This is a genomic window from Sphaerochaeta sp. UBA5836 (genome assembly GCF_002432845.1).
In the GTDB taxonomy this organism is placed as follows: Bacteria; Spirochaetota; Spirochaetia; order Sphaerochaetales; family Sphaerochaetaceae; genus Sphaerochaeta.
The window spans coordinates 1-18,388 of the sequence record NZ_DJGW01000108.1; the positions used below are offsets into that span (position 1 = coordinate 1).

The window sequence follows — 18,388 nt, forward strand, 5'->3', positions numbered from 1 at the left end:
CGCATGGTGCAAAAGGGTGAAGCTTTTTGCATGGTGGAAAACTTATTGGTTATCAACCACTACAGTACAATCCTTGGTTTGAACTATGAAATCAAGGTGGTCGGCAGTACACCCTATGTGCACGTCTTATCGATGGGCGTTCATAAAAAGGTGGCTCCGCTTGCCTCGATTCTCACCAAGGCCATCGGTGCTATTCCTCCGGCAGTACGTCAAGGAATGTATGAGAACCATCTCCCCTCGCAGTATGAAAAAGCTATTTCTCCTGTCTCTGTGAGGTGGCTGATAGCAATTACCGTATTTTTGATTCTCATCCTGGTTTTCTGGATCTGGACCTTGGTCCGCGAGATACAAGGCAGGGAGGCTGCAGAGAAAGAGAGAGAGGAAAGCCGACAAAAATTCGAACAACTCTTTGCCGGTGCTCCGATGCCGTTGGCACTTATCGATTTCGACGGTTGCATATTGGCTGTCAACCAGAGATGGTCTGCTGTTTTCGGGTTTCAAGATACTTGCATCACCCATGTGTCGGATTGGTATGAGCAGGTGTATCCCGACAGTGCCTATCGCCAAGCCATCAGAAAACAATGGGATGATTCGATTGGTGCCGCTCAGGCAGCAAAAAGCAGCTTGATACCTCCTCTCGAGTGCATTCTCCAATCACAGAACGGCACTTGGCGAACCATGGAGGTTTCTGGCACGATTCTTTCAGACAGCATTCTCGTTACATGCTTTGATATCACCGAACGCAAACTTGTATTTGAGGAGATGAAGCGGCTGCACAGGGAAGCCGAGCACAGCCGCCAGGTCGTGCTCAGTGCCTTGGAGGACCAGCAACTTTTGCATCAATCCCTGTCTCGAAGCAATGCAACCCTGGATGCCGCCATCAATTCGATGATCGATGCCGTGTTCATCATTGATGTGGAGAGTCGGTTCATTCTTATAAACAAGGCGTTTCTTTCCTATTATCGTTTTGCATCCCGTTCGGAGTGTCCCCCCTCCCTGGCCTCCTTCAATTCCTTGTTTGAGGCGTATCAGGAAAATGGGAAAAAGCTGGAGACCAAGAAATGGTCGGGTTTCAGGGCCTTGCAAGGTGAGGCTGGTACTACTGAATATTCCGTATATAAAAAGGCTACCGGCGAGCGCTGGGTAGGCAGCTACAGTTTTGCACCCATTTACGACAAGGCACAGACCCTGTTGGGTGCGGTGGTTGTTTGCAGGGACATCACCGAAGAGAAAGCGTATGAGCAGAAACTTTTGTTCCAACGCAACCATGATTTCTTGACCGGGTTGTACAGCAGGGTGTATTTCGAGAATGCACTCAAGCAAGCCCGTACTACGGTGCCGTTCACCCTCCTTATCGTTGACATCAACGGCCTGAAGCTCGTAAACGACTCGTTCGGTCATGAGATGGGTGATGCTGTGTTGAAGAAGACCGCCCAGCTCATGCGAAGTGTGTGCGACGATGGTGTAGTTGTCGCTCGATATGGCGGTGATGAGTTTGTCTTCCTGCTGGCAGAGAAGACTGCCGATGAGGCTGAGAGTTTCATTCACCGGCTTGAGGATGCAGCAAAGCAGGTTGCCATCGAATCCTTTCACCTCTCTCTGTCCTATGGATATGCCACCCGGACTTCGTTGATGGAAGATGTTCAACAGGTGATGAAACGGGCTGAGGACATGATGAACCGCAACAAGCTGTATGAGAGCAGCAGCGCCAAGAACAAGTCGATCGGTCTGGTGATAAACTCCTTGTTTGCTAAAAGCAACCGTGAGTCGGCACACTCCAAGCGTGTCAGTTCGCTCTGTGCATTCCTTGCCGGGCAACTGGGGTTGCCTGAACGGGAAGTCAACCGCATGCGGGTTGCAGGGCTCATGCACGATATCGGGAAAATCGGGGTGGATGAGGCTATTCTCAATAAGCCCGACCGCCTCACTGCCGAGGAGTGGGAGGTGATGAAGCGGCATCCTGAAATCGGGTATCGCATTCTTTCAGCCTCCAGTGAATTCAGCGATCTCTCCTTGGCAATTTTGGAACATCATGAGCGTTGGGATGGCAAAGGATATCCCAGGGGCCTCAGCGGGGAGCAGATTTCCAAGCAGGCGAGAATCATAATGATCGCTGATTCCTATGACGCCATGACCAGTGAACGATCATACAAAATGCCTATGACCAAAGACGAGGCGATCGAGGAGATCAGGACCTGCTCGGGCACTCATTATGATCCGGCAATTGTGAAAGTATTTCTCTCGAGTATTCATCAGTTCGGGGGAAATTCTGCCTAGACTCCAATGAAATCAAGATTCAACCGGGTAGTTTATGAAATGTTTAAATCCCGTTTGTGTCCGAGCACAATCTCTTGATTATTGGCAAACCTGTGATATTATGGAAATGAACTATCACTCGTGCCTGGTTTGGGAGATTGCTGCATGGTTGATTTGCATCGAAAGAAAATCTGGAAGGAAAATCTAGGTTCCTATGCCTTTTTGGTACCATGGTTGTTGGGGTTTTTGGGTTTGACCCTCTATCCCATGCTGTACTCGCTCTACCTTTCGTTTACAAAATTCAATATTCGCACCCCTCCCGAGTGGATAGGGTTGCGCAATTATCTGGTGATGTTCGTGGGAACCGATTCCCTGCCCAAGGATGAACGGTTCTTGAACTCGGTGATGGTCACCGTCAAGTTTGTCTTCATCTCTGTTCCTCTGAAGCTCGTCTTTGCATTGGCCGTGGCCATGCTGATGAACAAGAAGCTTAAGTTGATCGGGCTCTATCGAGCACTGTACTACATTCCAACCCTGCTCGGTGGGTCGGTAGCCATAGCCGTCCTCTGGAGGCGGTTGTTTGCAGGCGACGGCTTGATCAACATGATCCTCAGCAACGTATTCGGGATGCAGAACCTGCCGGCTTGGATTTCCAATCCCAAGTACTCGCTCTATACACTGATTCTTCTTGCCGTCTGGCAGTTCGGCTCCCCGATGATTATTTTCCTTGCAGGTCTTCAGCAAATCCCCCGTGAGTATTATGAGGCATCGAGTGTGGACGGGGCGGGCAGGGTCCGACAGTTCTTCGCCATAACCCTTCCTTCTCTCTCGCCTATCATTTTTTTCAACTTCGTCATGCAGATGATCAGTGCTTTCCAGTCGTTTACCCAAGCCTTCATCGTCAGCGGCGGCTCGGGCGGGCCGCTCGACTCCACCATGTTCTACAGCCTGTATCTGTATATCAAGGGTTTTGGTTTCTCTGAGATGGGGTATGCAGCCGCCATGGCATGGGTTTTGTTGATCATCATCGCCGGCCTTACTGCACTATCGTTCAAGGTTTCGGGCAATCTGGTCACCTATGGAAGCGGAGAGTAGGGTATGCAGACAAAGAAAACACTGGCAAGCCGGCTTCTGCTCAACGCATTCATCATCGTCCTCGGCTTGGGAATGCTCTATCCCATCCTGTGGCTTATCGGGGCCTCCTTCAAGCCAAGCAATATGATTTTCACCGATGCCGGCATTTGGCCGAAGGTGTTCACTGCGAAAAATTACAGTGAAGGATGGAAGGGCATCGGCATTGTCGGATTCGATACGTTCTTTAAAAACTCCTTCATCATCTGTCTGCTCAGCGCCGTCGCCAATGCGGTGTTCTGCTCGCTGACCGCCTATGCCTTTGCAAGGTTGAGATTTGTCGGGAAGAAGTTCTGGTTTGCCGTAATGATGATCACCCTTATGCTGCCTTCCCATGTCACCACCATCCCCCGCTACATCATGTTCCGCAATTTCGGGTGGATCAATACATTCCTGCCGATCATCGTCCCCAAGTTCTTTGCAACGGATGCTTTTTTCATCTTTCTGTTGGTGCAGTTTATCAGGGGCCTTCCGCGTGACATCGATGAGTCGGCCCTGATCGACGGGTGTAGCAAATTCGGCATCTATACGCGGATTATCATGCCTCTTACCGTACCTGCTCTCATCACTACGCTTCTTTTTTCGTTTCTCTGGACGTGGGATGACTTCTTCAACCAGCTGCTCTATCTCACCAGCCCGAATCGGTATACCGTCCCGATGGGACTCAGGTTGTTTTTGGACTCCTCGGGCATGTCTTCGTGGGGGCCGATGTTTGCCATGTCGGTGCTCTCGCTGATCCCGGCATTCACGCTGTTTTTCTCTCTGCAGAAGTACTTCGTCCGGGGTATCGCTACTACTGGAATCAAGGGATAGGAAAGGTCCCTTACATTTAGGAGGATTTTTATGAAAAAAACCGTATTGGTTTTGCTTTTCGCAGCAATCAGCGCATCCTTGGTCTTTGGTGCGGGCGCCAAGGAACAGGCTGCAGCAGGCGGGCCTACCACCATTCGGTGGGCTTACTGGGGCAGCGGGGAGCGCGTGACCATCAGTCAGAAAGCCATCGACCTCTATGAGTCCCGCAATCCCGGTGTCAAGGTGAACCCTGAGGTTTCCGGTGGGGCGGGCGATCATTTTGTGAAGGTCGACACCCAGCTCGCAGGCGGTGATGGACCGGATATCATCCAGATGGGTGGAAACATCCCAGACTACGCCAGCGTTCTGCTTCCTTTGGACAAGTATGCAGGCAACTTGCTGGACACCTCGGTCATCGATCCTAGTGCTATTGCAAGCGGCACCATCGGAGGCAAGCTCCTTGGCGTCTCAACCGGTGTAACCATGCCCGCCCTTGTGTACAACAAGTCCCTGCTTGAGAGAGTCGGTGCTCCGCTTCCCAAGATAGCCATGACCTATGACGAATTCCGCTCCTATCTGATGACCTTGAAAGGCAAGCTGCCCTCAGGTGTCTATCCGATGCAGGATATCGGTGTCATGTCCTCCAACTCGACTCCATTTGGATACTGGACTCGTTACAACGGGACTCCGCTCTACAATGCAGCCACCGCTTCTACTGCTGTCACTGCGAAGGACGCCCAGAAGTATCTCGAGCTTTTTGCTGATTACCGCAAGAACGGCCTCATTCCCCCGCCGGATGTAGCTGCAGGGTATGCAGAAAGCAATGCCGATTCTTCAGCCCTTATTGCAGGCAAGGTTGCCATCGGATACCTGTACACCAATCAGCTGAGCGGTTATCAGGCAGCAACCACCGACGAACTCGCTCTTATAGAGTTCCCCGGTGCAGCAGCCACCAAGGCCCTTTGGCAGGCTCCCAGTCAGTTCTACACGATCAACAAGGATTCCAAGAATCCCGACGAGACTATCAAGTTCATCAACTTCCTGGTCAATGATCCTGATGCCGCCCGAATTCTTGGCAGCAACCGCGGTACTCCTGCTTCCGCTTCCGCCCGTGCCGCCGGTTCTTCCTCTCCTGTCGACCAGAAGATTCTTGACTACATGCAGGTTGCAGGTCCCCACTCATCAGCTGAGACCGACCACGTGCCCAATGACACTGAGTTCAACAGCACGCTCTTCTTGATTTACCAGAGAGTTGCCTTCGGCCAGATCACCCCGGAACAGGGTGGCCAGCAGATTTATGAGCTTCTGCTTCGCTTGATCGCCAAGTAAGTTCATTCCTACACATCGGGGGCAGCAATGCCCCCTTTTCATGTGCAATCACCCCGATTTCCTGCCGCATTTGGACAATCGCCAAGGGCAATGAGTGATTCGCCTCCTGCCCTGTTATCAGGACATATCGGACGGATGGCCGTCCAATCTGACAACAAACCGGTTCGGTCTTCTTCCAATCTTCTCATAGAGTTTTACCGTTGCATGATACCGATGCACCGCTTCGGCAAGTTTTGCCTCACCTGGTGCTGTGAAGCGATAGGAGTTGCACAGTCTTCCGTCCGGTACGATGAACCGTTCTTCAATCAATACCTCGGATTTCTTCCTTTTGGGAAGCAGAACCGAGAAACAATGCGGTTCTGCTTCGTTCGCACTTTGGAGGGTGATCTCAACGGAAAACGGATCGAAGCCGGCCATGCCCATGGCAAAGCCAAGGTTGTTGATGGCGATCACGGCTTCATAGGTGACACCTTCGACCTCGTAGGTCTCGGTGATACGATGCCCCTTCTGTTCATAGATGGGTGTGTACTGCATGGAATGCTCCTTGTGTGTGGTGATGTTGGTGGGATTCTTGGGATTTCAGCTCATCAAAAGGCCTCCTGATGTATCAGGAAGCCTTCACACAAGAAAGAAAGACAATGACTCATGAAGACTCCTTTTAGCAAGTTGTTTTCTGACGCTGCAAGTTGGAACTAAATCACGTCGTATTAGCGAGTATACACCCGATGATCTGTTGTAGGCAAGATTTCTGTATAGTAAACCTGTATGCAAGTTATAACGGTTTGTCAGAGGAAAAACATTTCTGTGCCTAAAAAAACAGTAAAACGGTAAGAACCTGTCAGAAGGTGATAAATCATAACCTAAAGAAATGACAGAAAAAAGTTGACCGGTTTATAAAACCGGTTTAGTATTAGTATGTACCGAAGGAAAACGGGACGCCGTGCGTCCATTTTCACGGTAACAAACAAGGAGAACGAATCCATGAAAAAAACGTTGTTGATCACCCTGTTGATTGTCTCTCTGGCAATGAGCTCGGTTCTCTTCGCTGCCGGCACCAAAGAAGCCGCTGTTGCGAAAGAAGTGTATTTCTTGAACTTCAAGCCTGAGATCGCCGATGTCTATGAAACCAAGATTGCCCCTGCATTCGAAAAAGAAACCGGCATCAAGCTGAAGGTTGTCACTGCAGCAAGCGGTACCTACGCCCAGACGCTGAAGAGTGAAATCGCCAAGAGCAATCCCCCGGTGATTTTCCAGACAAACGGACCCATAGGCCTTGCAGACAGCAAGAACTACACCGCAGACCTCAAGAACACCGAGTTCTACAAGATTCTCAGCGACAAGTCCATGGCTCTCGGCGATGGTGATAAAGTCCTGGCCATTCCCTATGCAGTGGAAGGCTACGGCATCATCTACAATGACGCCATCATGAGAAAATACTTTGCCCTTCCCAACAAGGCTGTCTCCATCAAGAGTGCTGACGAAATCACAAATTTCGCAACCTTGAAGGCAGTGGTCGAGGACATGACCAAGAACAAGAGTGCTCTGGGAATCCAGGGAGTATTTGCTTCCACCAGCCTTGCAGCAGGCAACCAGTGGAGATGGCAGACCCACCTTGTAAACGTTCCTTTGTACTTTGAAATGCGTGATGCAAACATCGCCATGGGAAGCAAGGTTCCTGAGATCAAATTCACCTACAGCGCCAATATGAAGAACATCTGGGACCTGTATTTGAACAACAGCTCCACAGCAGTAGGCCTGCTTGGCGGCAAGAGTGTCGATGACTCCATGGCTGAGTTCGCACTTGGCCAGGTTGCCATGGTGCAGAACGGCAACTGGGGCGCCGGCCAGATTCTCGGTGTCAAGGGCAACAAGGTTGCCGATTCCGACATCAAGTTCATGCCCATCTACACCGGAGTCCCTGGTGAAGAGAAGTACGGCCTCAACATCGGCACCGAGAACTACCTGTGCATCAACAGCAACGTCAGTGCCGAACAGCAGAAAATGGCCGACCAGTTCCTCACCTGGCTCTTTGCAAGTGAAACCGGCAAGCAGTTCGTAAAGAACGATTTGATGTTCATCACTCCGTTCAACACATTCAAGGACAACGAACTTCCCACCGATCCGCTTGCCAAGGACGTCATCCGCTGGATGAACAAGCCTGGTGTAACTTCCATTCCTTGGGCTTTCTCCATGATTCCTTCGGAAGAGTGGAAGAACCAGTTCGGTGCTGCACTTGCCGAGTACAGCGTAGGAAGAAAGAGTTGGCCGGAGGTTGAGAAAGTAGCCGTTGATGCTTGGAAGACCGAGTTCAAGCTCACCAACTAAGCAATCATTCAAAGAGGATATCCGCCCTGCCTGAGGCAAGGCGGATGCTCCATTCCCTTGGGAGTCTGACATGCAAAAATCCATTCAGAAATACTTTGCGCTCTTTGCCCTACCTGGACTTGTCTGTTTTGCCATCGCATTTTTGATTCCCATGGTCATGGGCGTTGTCCTGTCATTTTTCAAGTTTACCACCGTAACCGATGGAACCTTCATCGGATTGGAAAACTATCGACGCATCTTCATAAACAATGATTTTACCAGTGCTCTCTGGTTCACCGTCAAGTTCACCATTGTCTCGGTGATCACCATCAACCTTGGAGCCTTTACGCTTGCCATGCTTTTGACACGGGGCATCAAGGGAACCAATGCATTCAGGACCATTTTTTTCATGCCCAATCTGATCGGCGGCATTGTGCTTGGTTGGATTTGGCAGGTGATCATCAATGGCGTGCTGCTTCCAAAGGGTGTGACAATCGTCAGTGACCCGAAATATGGTTTTTGGGGCTTGGTCGTCCTCATGAACTGGCAGAACATCGGCTATATGATGGTCATCTATATCGCAGGCATACAAAACATCTCACACGACCTCATTGAAGCAGCCCAGATCGACGGGGCGGGGAAAGTGACCATGCTTCGCTCGGTAATCCTTCCTTCCATCATGCCCTCCATCACCATATGTTCCTTCCTCACCCTTACCAACGGTTTCAAGCTGTTCGACCAGAACCTTGCCTTGACTGCCGGCGACCCAGGCAAACAGACCGAAATGCTGGCTTTGAACATTTTCAACACGTTCTACGGCAGAAGCGGTTTTGAGGGGGTGGGACAGGCCAAGGCGGTGCTTTTCACCATCCTTGTTGCATTCATCGCCCTGACCCAGCTTCGGCTTACCCGGAGCAAGGAGGTGGAAGCATGAGCCTTGCGAAAAGCACCAAAAAAAATCATCTGATACTGACAATCGTTCTCGTCATCCTGGCAGCTTTGTTTCTTTCCCCGATTCTTATCGTGGTCATGAACTCTTTCAAGTCAAAGCTGTTCATTTCCAACGAACCCTTTTCCCTGCCGAATCCCGACACGTTCAGCGGAGGCGAGAACTACATCACAGGATCGCAGAAGATCAAGTTCTTCAACGCTTTCGGATACTCTCTGTTCATCACCGTCTTTTCCGTACTGGGCATTTCGTTGGTAACGAGCATGCTTGCCTGGTATCTGACGCGGGTGAAAACACGATTCACCACCTTTGCCTATTACCTGCTGGTGTTCTCCATGATTGTTCCCTTCCAGATGGTCATGTTCACCATGAGCAAGACGGCCAATATGCTGCATTTGGACAACCCGATCGGGATTCTTGTCCTGTATATCGGTTTCGGAGCAGGATTGGGCACTTTCATGTTCAGCGGATTCATCAAGAGCATTCCCCTCAGCTTGGAGGAGGCGGCCATGATCGATGGAGCGGGGCCGATAACGACCTTCTTTCTCATCGTGTTCCCGATTCTCAAGCCTACCGCCATCACTGTCGCCATTCTCAATACCATGTGGGTGTGGAATGACTACCTCCTGCCGTATCTGACCATTGGAACCGAGTACAAAACCATCCCGGTTGCCATTCAATACCTCAGAGGAGGGTATGGGGCCGTCGACATGGGTGCCATGATGGCCATGCTCGTGTTGGCGATGATTCCGATCATTGTATTCTATCTCTCTGCCCAGAAATACATTATACGCGGTGTAGTGGCAGGGGCTGTAAAGGGTTGATTCCAACTATGAATAGTACCTATATTCGGACTGCAGGAATACTGTTGCATATCACCAGTCTGAGCTCGGATTACGGAATCGGCGACCTGGGAAAAGAAGCCTACCGCATGGCTGATTGGATAGCCTCAACCGGAGTGGGCCTTTGGCAGGTACTGCCTCTGGGGCCGACCGGCTTTGGAAACTCTCCCTATGCTCCACGGTCGACCTTTGCCGGCAACGAGCTGCTGATCAGCCTGGAGCAGCTGGTGTATGAAGGCTTGCTCGACAGCAGGGATTTGGAGCATCATCCGGTCTTCAGTCGCGATCATGTCGATTTCAATCGTGTCTTGACCTGGAAGCTTCCCCTGCTCAAGAAAGCAGCAGCAAACTTTCTGAGCGGCAAACACTCCCACCAGAGCGCCTTTGACGCGTTCTGTTCCAAGCAAGCCTTTTGGCTTGAGGAGTATGCAGCCTTCATGGTCTTGTATGAAACCTATGGGGACGGGCGGTGGTTCAGCCACTGGCCAAAAGAGCTGGGCAGGCGCGATCCGAAGGCCTTGGATGCTTTCAAGGCCGAGCATCGAGGCAAGCTTGATGAGTGGAAAGTACTCCAATTCTTCTTTGAGATGCAATGGAATGCCTTCAAGCTTTACGTCAATGCCAAAGGACTCAAGCTTATGGGAGACGTGCCGATCTTCGTTGCTTCCGACAGTGCCGATACCTGGAGCAACCTGCATCTGTTCAAAACCGATGCACAAGGACGATTCAGTGCAGTGAGCGGAGTCCCACCGGATATTTTTTCTGAGACAGGACAGCTGTGGGGCAACCCTGTCTATGATTGGGATGTGCTGAAAAAGGACGGGTATGGTTGGTGGATCAAGCGCCTTGAGCGGCTTTTTGCAATGACCGACATCCTGCGAATCGATCATTTCAGAGGTTTCGATGCCTACTATGAGATTCCTGCAGGTGATGCGACTGCAGAAAACGGCATATGGGTTGAAGCCCCGGGCAAGGATTTTTTCAACGTGGTACGCCGGCATTTCGGACCGGTTCCCATCATTGCAGAGGACCTGGGATTGATGACTCCTTCGGTGGAGGAACTTCGAAACTCCAACGGCTTTCCCGGTATGAAAATTCTTCAGTTCGGCTTTGGCAAGGATGAGAAGGGGCAGCCCAATTATTACGATGATTTTTTACCGCATAACTGGGATGAGCATTTTGTGGCGTATACCGGCACGCACGACAATAATACAACGCTTGGATGGTTCACCTCCCTTGATGAGGACGATAAGCAGATGGTTCTCTCCTATCTTGATTGCAGCGAGCAAGAAGTAGTCTGGTCCATGATACGCTCCCTGATGCTCAGTCATGCACGCTGTGCCGTCATCCCGATGCAGGACCTGCTTGAAAAAGGCGGAGAGGCGCGATTCAACTATCCCTCTTCCTGCAACGACCGCAACTGGAGCTGGCGGGTCGAGAAGGGAGCATGTACCGCTCACATTGCAAACAAGCTCCTGGACCTGGTCACCATATCGGCGCGGACCGGAAAGCGCGGTGATGATGCTTGATCCCATCGCCTTCGGGTGGTGATCATATTCCTTCCTATTCAAGGCCGGTCTTTCTGGGACCGGCCTTGTTTTATGGCTTACTCTCTTGGTACAGTAGGGCATGATCTATGTAGGAACCTGTTCATGGAAATACAGCAGTTGGGAAGGATTGGTCTACGATGTGCAAAGTGGCGAGGACATGCTGAGCCAGTATGCAAAACGTTACCGCACCGTCGAAGTCGACCAGTGGTTCTGGTCGTTGGGCAGGCAGAGCTATGGCCTTCCCGATCCTGCTGTGGTTCTTGCATATGACCAAGCCACTGACGAGGAGTTTCGCTTCACCATCAAATGTCCCAATGCCCTGACGCTGCCTTTCGCCTATGGTTCAACCCAAGAGGCGAACCCTTGGTTTCTTGATGCAGAGGTGTTTTATCGATTCATGGAGCGGCTTGGGCCGCTGGTGCGCAAGACAGGTCTATTCATGTTCCAATTCGCATATCTCAACCGGAGTGTGGTAACCAAGCGATACGATTTCGAGCAAAAACTGCAACACTTCATCCGAATGCTGCCGGACAACCTTGCCTATGCTGTGGAGATACGCAATCCGCAATGGCTCGATGCAACATGGTTTGACTTTCTCCAATTGAACAACATCGCCCCGGTGCTTGTATCGGGCTATTGGATGGACGGTTTGGAAGAGACGCTCAAGCTCTTGTTGAACACGAGCATTCCAAAGCTGTGCATTCGACTGCACGGCGATGATCGGTCGGGAATCGAGCAAAAGACCGGCCGGAGGTGGGACAAGCTGGTGAAGAACAAGGATGGCGAGCTTGATTCCATCGCACCCTATCTGGTCGAGCTTGCCAAACAGGGCAGGATTGTCTACATCAATGTCAACAATCACTACGAGGGAAGCGCTCCTCTGACAATTGAAAAGCTCACACAGTACCTGACAGGAGTGTACGAATGAGGATTTGTGTGATAGGGTGAAGGCGAGAAGAGGAGACATGGATGCAATCCATCGAGAGCCTGCTTGCAACCATAGCTGTCAAGCGAAGTGTCGGATCGAAAGAAAACGACCAGCTTCGCTCGTTCTGCGAAACCCATGCCCGCTCTTTGGGCTTTGAGGTGCAAAGCCAGCAAGTCCCATCCTATGCATCAAGTGGTTCTCTCTCCTTTCTCACGCTCGCAGAAGAGAGTTGCACCGTTCTTCCCTCACCATTCTCTCGTTCCTGTTCTGTCCAAGCACCTCTTGTGTTTGCATCCCAGCCTTCGGCATTGAAGGGGTTGGATGCAAGTTCATCCCTGCTGGTTCTGCATGGCAGGCTGGCAGCGGAACCAATCGATGATGAGGGTTTGCTCGGTCTCATCTCGTCTACGAAAGCCAAGGCGATCATCTGCCTCACATCTTCCCATGCAACTACCGGCCTGTCGCCGTTTCCGCTCATCAGAAGTGCAGAGTTCCCCATCCCAAGCTGCTATGCCCCTTCCTCATTGCTGGAATCGCTGCTCCAAGCCAAGGAGGACCGGCTTGTTGTTCCGCTTCAGCTGTTCTGTGAAACAAAAAAGCATGACTGCAGGCAGTTGTTTTGCACTCTTCCCGATTCTACACCGAATGTGTTGGTGACTGCTCCCCTGGACACTCCGCAGAACAGTCCCGGCGCCTTGTTTCATGCCTCCTCGATTGCAGTCATGCTTGTGTTGATGGAACACAAGCCAAACCCGGCGGTAGCTTACTTGCTTTCCAACGCCCAAGCGTATGGGCAGGGCAGGGGAAAGGCTGCGTTCCTTCAGGCAAAGGTCCCCCCTATCGAACAGGTGGTCAGCTTGACCGGACTTGGGTGCAGGCAATCTCAATTGGTCTATCAAAGTTGGGATTCCTCCTTGAAGACAGACATCGAAAAGCATGGTCTTGAGGCAACGGATGCCCTCTTGCCCCGGTTTGCCTGTGAACTGCCTGAGCTTGTCTTGACTTCGTCAAATCAGAGGCTGCTGTCCAGTGTACGCGACACCCAGCTCGATACACTCGCTTGCATAGATCTGCAACTACTAAAAGAGCAGGCTCAAACCATCGGTGAGCTGCTGACATACTGTGGGAGGTTTGGATGAAAGCACAAATACTGTATATTTCGCATGGAGGAGGCCCGCTTCCCCTGCTTGGCGATGAGCATCACCGGCACATGGTGGCTTTTCTCAAAACGTTGTCAACCAGCCTGGTGCGACCTGATGCAATTGTGGTAGTGAGCGCCCATTGGGAGTGTGCAAAGCCTACGGTGCTCTCAAGTGCGAAGCCTGGCTTGTTGTACGACTACTACGGGTTTCCCAAGCAAGCCTACCAGATTCAATATCCGGCACCCGGGGCAACCAATCTTGCACATGAGATTGCGTCCCTGCTGGATGGCGCTCTTTTGGATGAGAAGCGTGGCTTCGACCACGGCATGTTCATTCCCCTGAGCCTGATCTACCCCGATGCCTCGATTCCAACCACCCAGCTTTCACTGCTCTCCTCCCTGTCGAGTCTTGAACATTGGAAATTGGGGGAAGCTCTTCGGCCCCTGCTCGACCAGAATATTTTGTTCATCGGATCAGGATTCAGTTTTCACAACATGCGTCTGTTTTTCCAGAAGGACGACGAGCAAAACCACGCGTTCCAAGAGTTCCTCATTGATGCATGCACTACCGACCTTCCGGTTGCCCAACGAAAAGAGAGGTTGGTCGGGTGGGAGCAGGTTCCCTATGCCCGCTATTGCCATCCAAGGGAAGAGCACTTGCTTCCCCTGCATGTCTGTTGCGCGCTTGCACAAAAGAAGGCTGAATTGGTTTTCGATGACGAGATTCTCATGCGCAGGTCTCTAGGGTTTCTCTGGAGGTAGTCATGCAAGAGCGAACCGTATGGCAGGTTGATGCATTCACCACCATTGCGTTTACCGGAAACCCCGCAGGAGTGGTGTATCCTTGTGATGGATTGACTGAGGATGAGATGCTGAAAATCAGCAGGGAATTGAACAACAGTGAGACGGCCTTCATCCAAAAACTTGACAGGACCGACACTCAGCACATCCGTTTCTTTACACCGAAACAGGAAGTGCCGTTATGCACCCATGCTGCTGTGGCAAGTTACCATATCCTTGCAACCCGGCTTGGATTGAAAGCAGGTGAACATCACATGCATTGCAAGGCCGGCTTGCTTCCCGTCGGTGTGGAACAATCTGCATCACATCCCAACATCCGGGTTACCCAGAAAGAAGGGCACTTCGGACCTCTTCTTTCCGAATCACAGAATCGAAAGCTCAGGGAGGCTTTGCAGCTGGACGCAAGCTCTTTCTATGAGGAGCTTCCTGTGCAGATAGTATCAACCGGCAACGCAAAGATCTTGGCAGGACTGAAAAGCAAGGCCGAACTGGACAGCATCAAAATAAGACGGGAAATATTGGTTGCACTGGGAGAGGAGCTCGGAGTTCCCGGCTTGTATCTCTTCACGTTTGACCAGGGAAGTGAGGAAATTACCGCCCACACCCGCATGTTCAGCCCCGGCAGCGGCGTAGAAGAAGATCCTGTCACCGGCAATGCCGCCGGTGCCTTGGCTCTCTACTTGAATAGGTATACCAACCGCGTACCCGATTTGAGGGCCTCCTTTATGCAAGGGGAGGCCATGGGAAGGCAGGATCTGGTCCATGTACAGGTGAACCAGCTCTTTGCCACGGTGCTTGGACAAGCATGCACCGTTTTTGAGACACACCTGTATGTATAGGAGGTAGGTTCATGCAGACAGAGAACCAGTATGCCAACGGACAGGTCCGGCAAAGTCAGGCTGGAAATATTCTCACCTACTATTTCAAAACCGGCATCGTCAAGGCTCAGGGACCGCTGAAGGACAATCTCATGGACGGCCAGTGGAACTTCTATCGGGAGAACGGGGTCGTCTGGCAGGTCGGCAACTTCAAGAAAGGGGTGAAGCACGGATCGTGGGTGCGGTACAACAAGGTGGGTGCCTTGGAGTATGAAGCCTACTTCGAGGATGGCAAGGAAGTATCGAAGCGGCTGTATCACTAAGGCTTTTGGCAGTAGATACTGCATAATCACATGAACCGGTTGGAAAGCAACCGGAAATAAGGAGTGTGCGATGAACAAGAAAGGATTGAAAACAACGATTCTGTTGTTGCTTCTGTTCTGTCTTTCACTGAGTTTTTTGGCATCCCAACCAACCATTGAGATACCCAGTGCACAGAACCTCGTCATTCTGGCTACCACCGATTTGCATGGCAATGTGTGGGGTTTCAGCTATGAGAATGACAAGGACACCACCAACACCGGTATGGCAAGAATCGCCAGCTATGTGGAGCAGGTGCGCAAAGAGGAGAACAATGTGGTCTTGGTCGACAACGGCGATACCATCCAGGGCAACATCATGACCGACGACTTGTACAACAAGCGTGAAGGGGAGCATCCGGTCATGCGTGCCATGAATCTGATGGATTATGACAGCATGACGCTTGGCAACCACGAGTTCAATTTCGGCCAGAATCTCATAACGCGGTTGCAGGTTCTTGCAAACTTCCCGATTCTGGCGGCGAACCTGGCCAGGGTCGACGGAACCATGGCGGCCAAGCCGTATACGATCATCGAGCGATCGGGCATCAAGATTGGAATCATCGGCCTGACCAATCCCAACGCACCCCGCTGGGATGGGGAGAAAACCGATCCGTTCATCTATGCTCCGGTGGGCCCGGCTGCCCGCAAGGTGGTGGACATCATCAAGGACAAGGTGGATGTAATCATCGTCGTAGCCCACGTCGGCCTCTATCCCGAGTATGACGAAGAAGGCGGCAGCGACGGGGCAAACAGCATCCTCGAGCTCTGTCCCGAAGTCGATGTCCTGATTGTCGGCCACGACCACAATGCCATCAAGGAGATTCGTGGAAATACGGTCATCGGCGGAGCAAGGAACCTTGGACGTGAAGTCATCCGAATCGACCTGGCACTCAATGAGAAGCGTGAAATCGTCGATCGCAAGGTTGAATTGGTCGATATGGCAAACTATGAACCAAGTGATTCCATCCGAAAGAACGCCTTCATCGCCGAAGCCCACCAGGCAACCCGCAACTTCATCTCCGGAGGGGCTCCCTCGGCCGATGGAAAGCCCAGTGGAGGAATCTTCGGAAAAGCCTTGGTTGATTTCCAGCCGAAGAACGAAATCCTTGGCATACCCGAAGGAAAGCTTCGCGATACAGCGGTCATGGATTTGATCAATGAGGTGCAGTTGCTCAACAGTGGGGCCGATGTCTCCGCTGCTGCATTGTTCGCCGATACAAGCGACATTCCCAAGGGTGACATCAACTATGGAACCATATTCGGCATCTACAAGTACGACAACACCTTGTATAGGGTGGAAGTCACCGGATCCGAGCTGAAAGCCTACATGGAGTGGTCTGCTGCCTGCTACAACCAATGGAAGCCAGGAGATATCTCGATCAGCTTCAATCCGGAAAAACCCGGGTACCTGTACGATATGTTTGCCGGTGTCGACTATGAGATCGACCTGTCCAAACCGGTCGGGAGCCGAATCCGCAATGTCATGTTCAAGGGGAAACCGCTTGCCGACGACCAACGGCTTACGCTGGCGGTGAACAACTACCGTTACTCATCCGCACTGAAGGCGCAGAAGCTGGTATCGGGAACGAAGGAGTGGGAGAGTCCCAATTCCATCCGTGATATGCTGGTTGAGTACATCAAGGCACAGGGAACCATTGTACCCAAGGTCGACAACAACTGGAAGATTGTCGGGGTGAATCTTTCATCGCCGTACCGCGATCAGGTGATCAAGATGGTCAACGAGGGAAAACTGGAAGTACCGTATGCAAAGTCGTTGAACATCGATGAGCTCAAAAAGCAGGGCGTGATCAAATAAGAACAGATTTATTCGGGGTGGCATGCGTGTCACCCCATTTGTATGCTTTTGGTGCTGGATATGTGGCTACAATTCTGCATCTTCCTCTTTAAATGCCTTGTTCCTTCGCTTGCGGACGGCATCGGTCAGCAGGTATTCAATCTGGCCGTTGATCGAGCGAAAATCATCATCGGCCCATCGGGCCAGCTCTTCCCAAAGCGATGACGATAGGCGCAGCAATACTTGTTTCTTGGCTTTATCCTTTGCATCCATACGTTCTCGTTCGCTTAGTAGAGAGAGCCGCTGTTCACTATCGGTTGGACATCACGGTTGCCACAGAGAACCACCATGAGATTGCTCACCATGGAAGCCTTCCTCTCCTCGTCCAAAGTCACCACGCCATTCTTGTTCAACTGATCAAGGGCCATCTCGACCATGCCTACAGCACCTTCAACTATTTTCTGCCGTGCAGCTATGATGGCGGATGCCTGTTGGCGTTGTAACATGGCTGCAGCAATTTCAGGTGCATAGGAGAGATGGGTGATTCTTGTCTCGATGACCTGCAATCCTGCACCCTCAACCTTAGACTGAAGTTCCTTCTGCAAATCCTGAGCCACTTCCCTGCTGCTGCCGCGAAGCGACTTTTCATCATCTTCTGAATCATAGGGAAACAGGCGCACGACATTGCGCAGGGCGGAATCACACTGGATGGAGAGGTACTCCACATAGTTGTCGACACTGAACACAGCTTTTGCAGTATCGACAACCTTCCAAATCACCACGACGCCGATGATGATGGGGTTGCCTAGTGAATCGTTTACTTTCTGTTTGTCATTGTTCAGCGTCATCGCCTTCAGCGAGATTTTCTTCTTGGGGAATTGGACGGTATGGGTCGTTGGCGTCTTTGCTGATTCAATCTTGGTTTCAGGTTTCGCAGTTGATGCAGGTGTATTGGTGATTGGATTCACAGCACTGACAAACGGATTGACCCAGAAAAATCCTTCTTGTTTCAGGGTGCCGTAGTATTTTCCGAACAACGTAAGCACCAAGGCTTCGTTCGGCTTTATGATTTTCAGTCCCGCATACAAAACCGGGCCGACGATGAAGCCATACAATGAGCTTGCCAAGAGCACAAGGACGCGCACAAGAGAAGACATGTCGGCGACCAAGCCGAAGATGAAGAGAAAAAGACAGGCGATGATCAGGGCAGTGTTGATCAACAGGAAAGCCAGGCCGTTGGCCACCTTGGTCAATACTTTCTCTTGGGAATACACAAGTTCATTCATACGAACTCCTCCGATGTGATTCATAAAGATATCATAATGATATCAATAAGATAATTCACCCGATTTGTATTTTTGTCAAGTGGTGCAGCAAACGAAACCATTTG

17 protein-coding genes are annotated in these 18,388 nt (G+C 51.3%); 14 read left to right on the forward strand and 3 right to left on the reverse strand.

Features of this window, described 5'->3' with window-relative positions; genetic code table 11:
* The 4 genes from B3F49_RS10775 to B3F49_RS10790 form a co-directional block, all read left to right on the forward strand.
* Positions 1–2,277 (forward strand): HD domain-containing phosphohydrolase (locus tag B3F49_RS10775; RefSeq protein ID WP_293910968.1); only part of this gene is annotated, 2,277 nt, incomplete at its 5' end.
* A gap of 144 nt (positions 2,278–2,421) precedes the next feature.
* Entirely contained in the window at positions 2,422–3,351 is a 930-nt protein-coding gene (locus B3F49_RS10780) for a carbohydrate ABC transporter permease (protein ID WP_293894939.1), read from the forward strand.
* A 3-nt stretch (positions 3,352–3,354) separates the two neighbouring features.
* Positions 3,355–4,200: a carbohydrate ABC transporter permease gene (locus B3F49_RS10785; protein WP_293894936.1), complete on the forward strand. Its 846-nt coding sequence runs from the start codon at positions 3,355–3,357 to the stop codon at positions 4,198–4,200.
* 30 nt (positions 4,201–4,230) lie between these two features.
* On the forward strand, positions 4,231–5,508 hold the full coding sequence (locus tag B3F49_RS10790) for an ABC transporter substrate-binding protein (RefSeq protein ID WP_293910970.1): 1,278 nt from the start codon (positions 4,231–4,233) through the stop codon (positions 5,506–5,508).
* Between the two features lie 117 nt (positions 5,509–5,625).
* On the opposite strand, the gene B3F49_RS10795 is transcribed toward B3F49_RS10790, so the two are convergent.
* Entirely contained in the window at positions 5,626–6,042 is a 417-nt protein-coding gene (locus B3F49_RS10795) for a hypothetical protein (protein ID WP_293910973.1), read from the reverse strand.
* A 447-nt stretch (positions 6,043–6,489) separates the two neighbouring features.
* Between B3F49_RS10795 and B3F49_RS10800 the strand changes: the two genes are divergently transcribed.
* The 10 genes from B3F49_RS10800 to B3F49_RS10845 all read left to right on the forward strand — a co-directional run bounded on the left by B3F49_RS10800 (position 6,490) and on the right by B3F49_RS10845 (position 17,019).
* A complete protein-coding gene (locus B3F49_RS10800) occupies positions 6,490–7,833 on the forward strand; it encodes an ABC transporter substrate-binding protein (protein WP_293910975.1) in 1,344 nt (447 codons plus the stop codon).
* Between the two features lie 70 nt (positions 7,834–7,903).
* The gene (locus tag B3F49_RS10805; protein ID WP_293892666.1) at positions 7,904–8,746 is read left to right on the forward strand and encodes a carbohydrate ABC transporter permease; all 843 of its coding nucleotides are present in this window, start codon (positions 7,904–7,906) and stop codon (positions 8,744–8,746) included.
* Positions 8,743–9,585, forward strand: a complete 843-nt coding sequence (locus B3F49_RS10810) for a carbohydrate ABC transporter permease (protein WP_293910977.1) — start codon at positions 8,743–8,745, stop codon at positions 9,583–9,585. Before B3F49_RS10805 ends, B3F49_RS10810 begins: the two co-directional genes overlap by 4 nt.
* An 8-nt stretch (positions 9,586–9,593) precedes the next feature.
* Positions 9,594–11,132 carry a 4-alpha-glucanotransferase gene (malQ, locus tag B3F49_RS10815; protein WP_293910980.1) on the forward strand — a complete coding sequence of 513 codons (1,539 nt, stop codon included), beginning with the start codon at positions 9,594–9,596 and terminating at the stop codon, positions 11,130–11,132.
* A gap of 100 nt (positions 11,133–11,232) precedes the next feature.
* Entirely contained in the window at positions 11,233–12,081 is an 849-nt protein-coding gene (locus B3F49_RS10820) for a DUF72 domain-containing protein (protein ID WP_293910982.1), read from the forward strand.
* Positions 12,082–12,122: 41 nt separating this feature from the next.
* The gene (locus B3F49_RS10825) at positions 12,123–13,220 is read left to right on the forward strand and encodes a hypothetical protein (protein WP_293910984.1); all 1,098 of its coding nucleotides are present in this window, start codon (positions 12,123–12,125) and stop codon (positions 13,218–13,220) included.
* Positions 13,217–13,984: a DODA-type extradiol aromatic ring-opening family dioxygenase gene (locus B3F49_RS10830; RefSeq protein ID WP_293910986.1), complete on the forward strand. Its 768-nt coding sequence runs from the start codon at positions 13,217–13,219 to the stop codon at positions 13,982–13,984. The genes B3F49_RS10825 and B3F49_RS10830 overlap by 4 nt, the downstream gene beginning before the upstream one ends.
* Before the next feature lie 2 nt (positions 13,985–13,986).
* Positions 13,987–14,862, forward strand: coding sequence for a PhzF family phenazine biosynthesis isomerase (locus B3F49_RS10835; protein ID WP_293910988.1), 876 nt, complete (start codon positions 13,987–13,989; stop codon positions 14,860–14,862).
* A gap of 11 nt (positions 14,863–14,873) precedes the next feature.
* Entirely contained in the window at positions 14,874–15,164 is a 291-nt protein-coding gene (locus B3F49_RS10840) for a toxin-antitoxin system YwqK family antitoxin (protein ID WP_293892645.1), read from the forward strand.
* 70 nt (positions 15,165–15,234) lie between these two features.
* Positions 15,235–17,019: a bifunctional metallophosphatase/5'-nucleotidase gene (locus B3F49_RS10845; RefSeq protein ID WP_293910989.1), complete on the forward strand. Its 1,785-nt coding sequence runs from the start codon at positions 15,235–15,237 to the stop codon at positions 17,017–17,019.
* Between the two features lie 66 nt (positions 17,020–17,085).
* On the opposite strand, the gene B3F49_RS10850 is transcribed toward B3F49_RS10845, so the two are convergent.
* Positions 17,086–17,271: an Arc family DNA-binding protein gene (locus B3F49_RS10850; protein WP_293892639.1), complete on the reverse strand. Its 186-nt coding sequence runs from the start codon at positions 17,269–17,271 to the stop codon at positions 17,086–17,088.
* A gap of 14 nt (positions 17,272–17,285) precedes the next feature.
* A complete protein-coding gene (locus B3F49_RS10855) occupies positions 17,286–18,284 on the reverse strand; it encodes an SPFH domain-containing protein (protein WP_293910991.1) in 999 nt (332 codons plus the stop codon).
* Positions 18,285–18,388 lie beyond the last annotated feature (104 nt).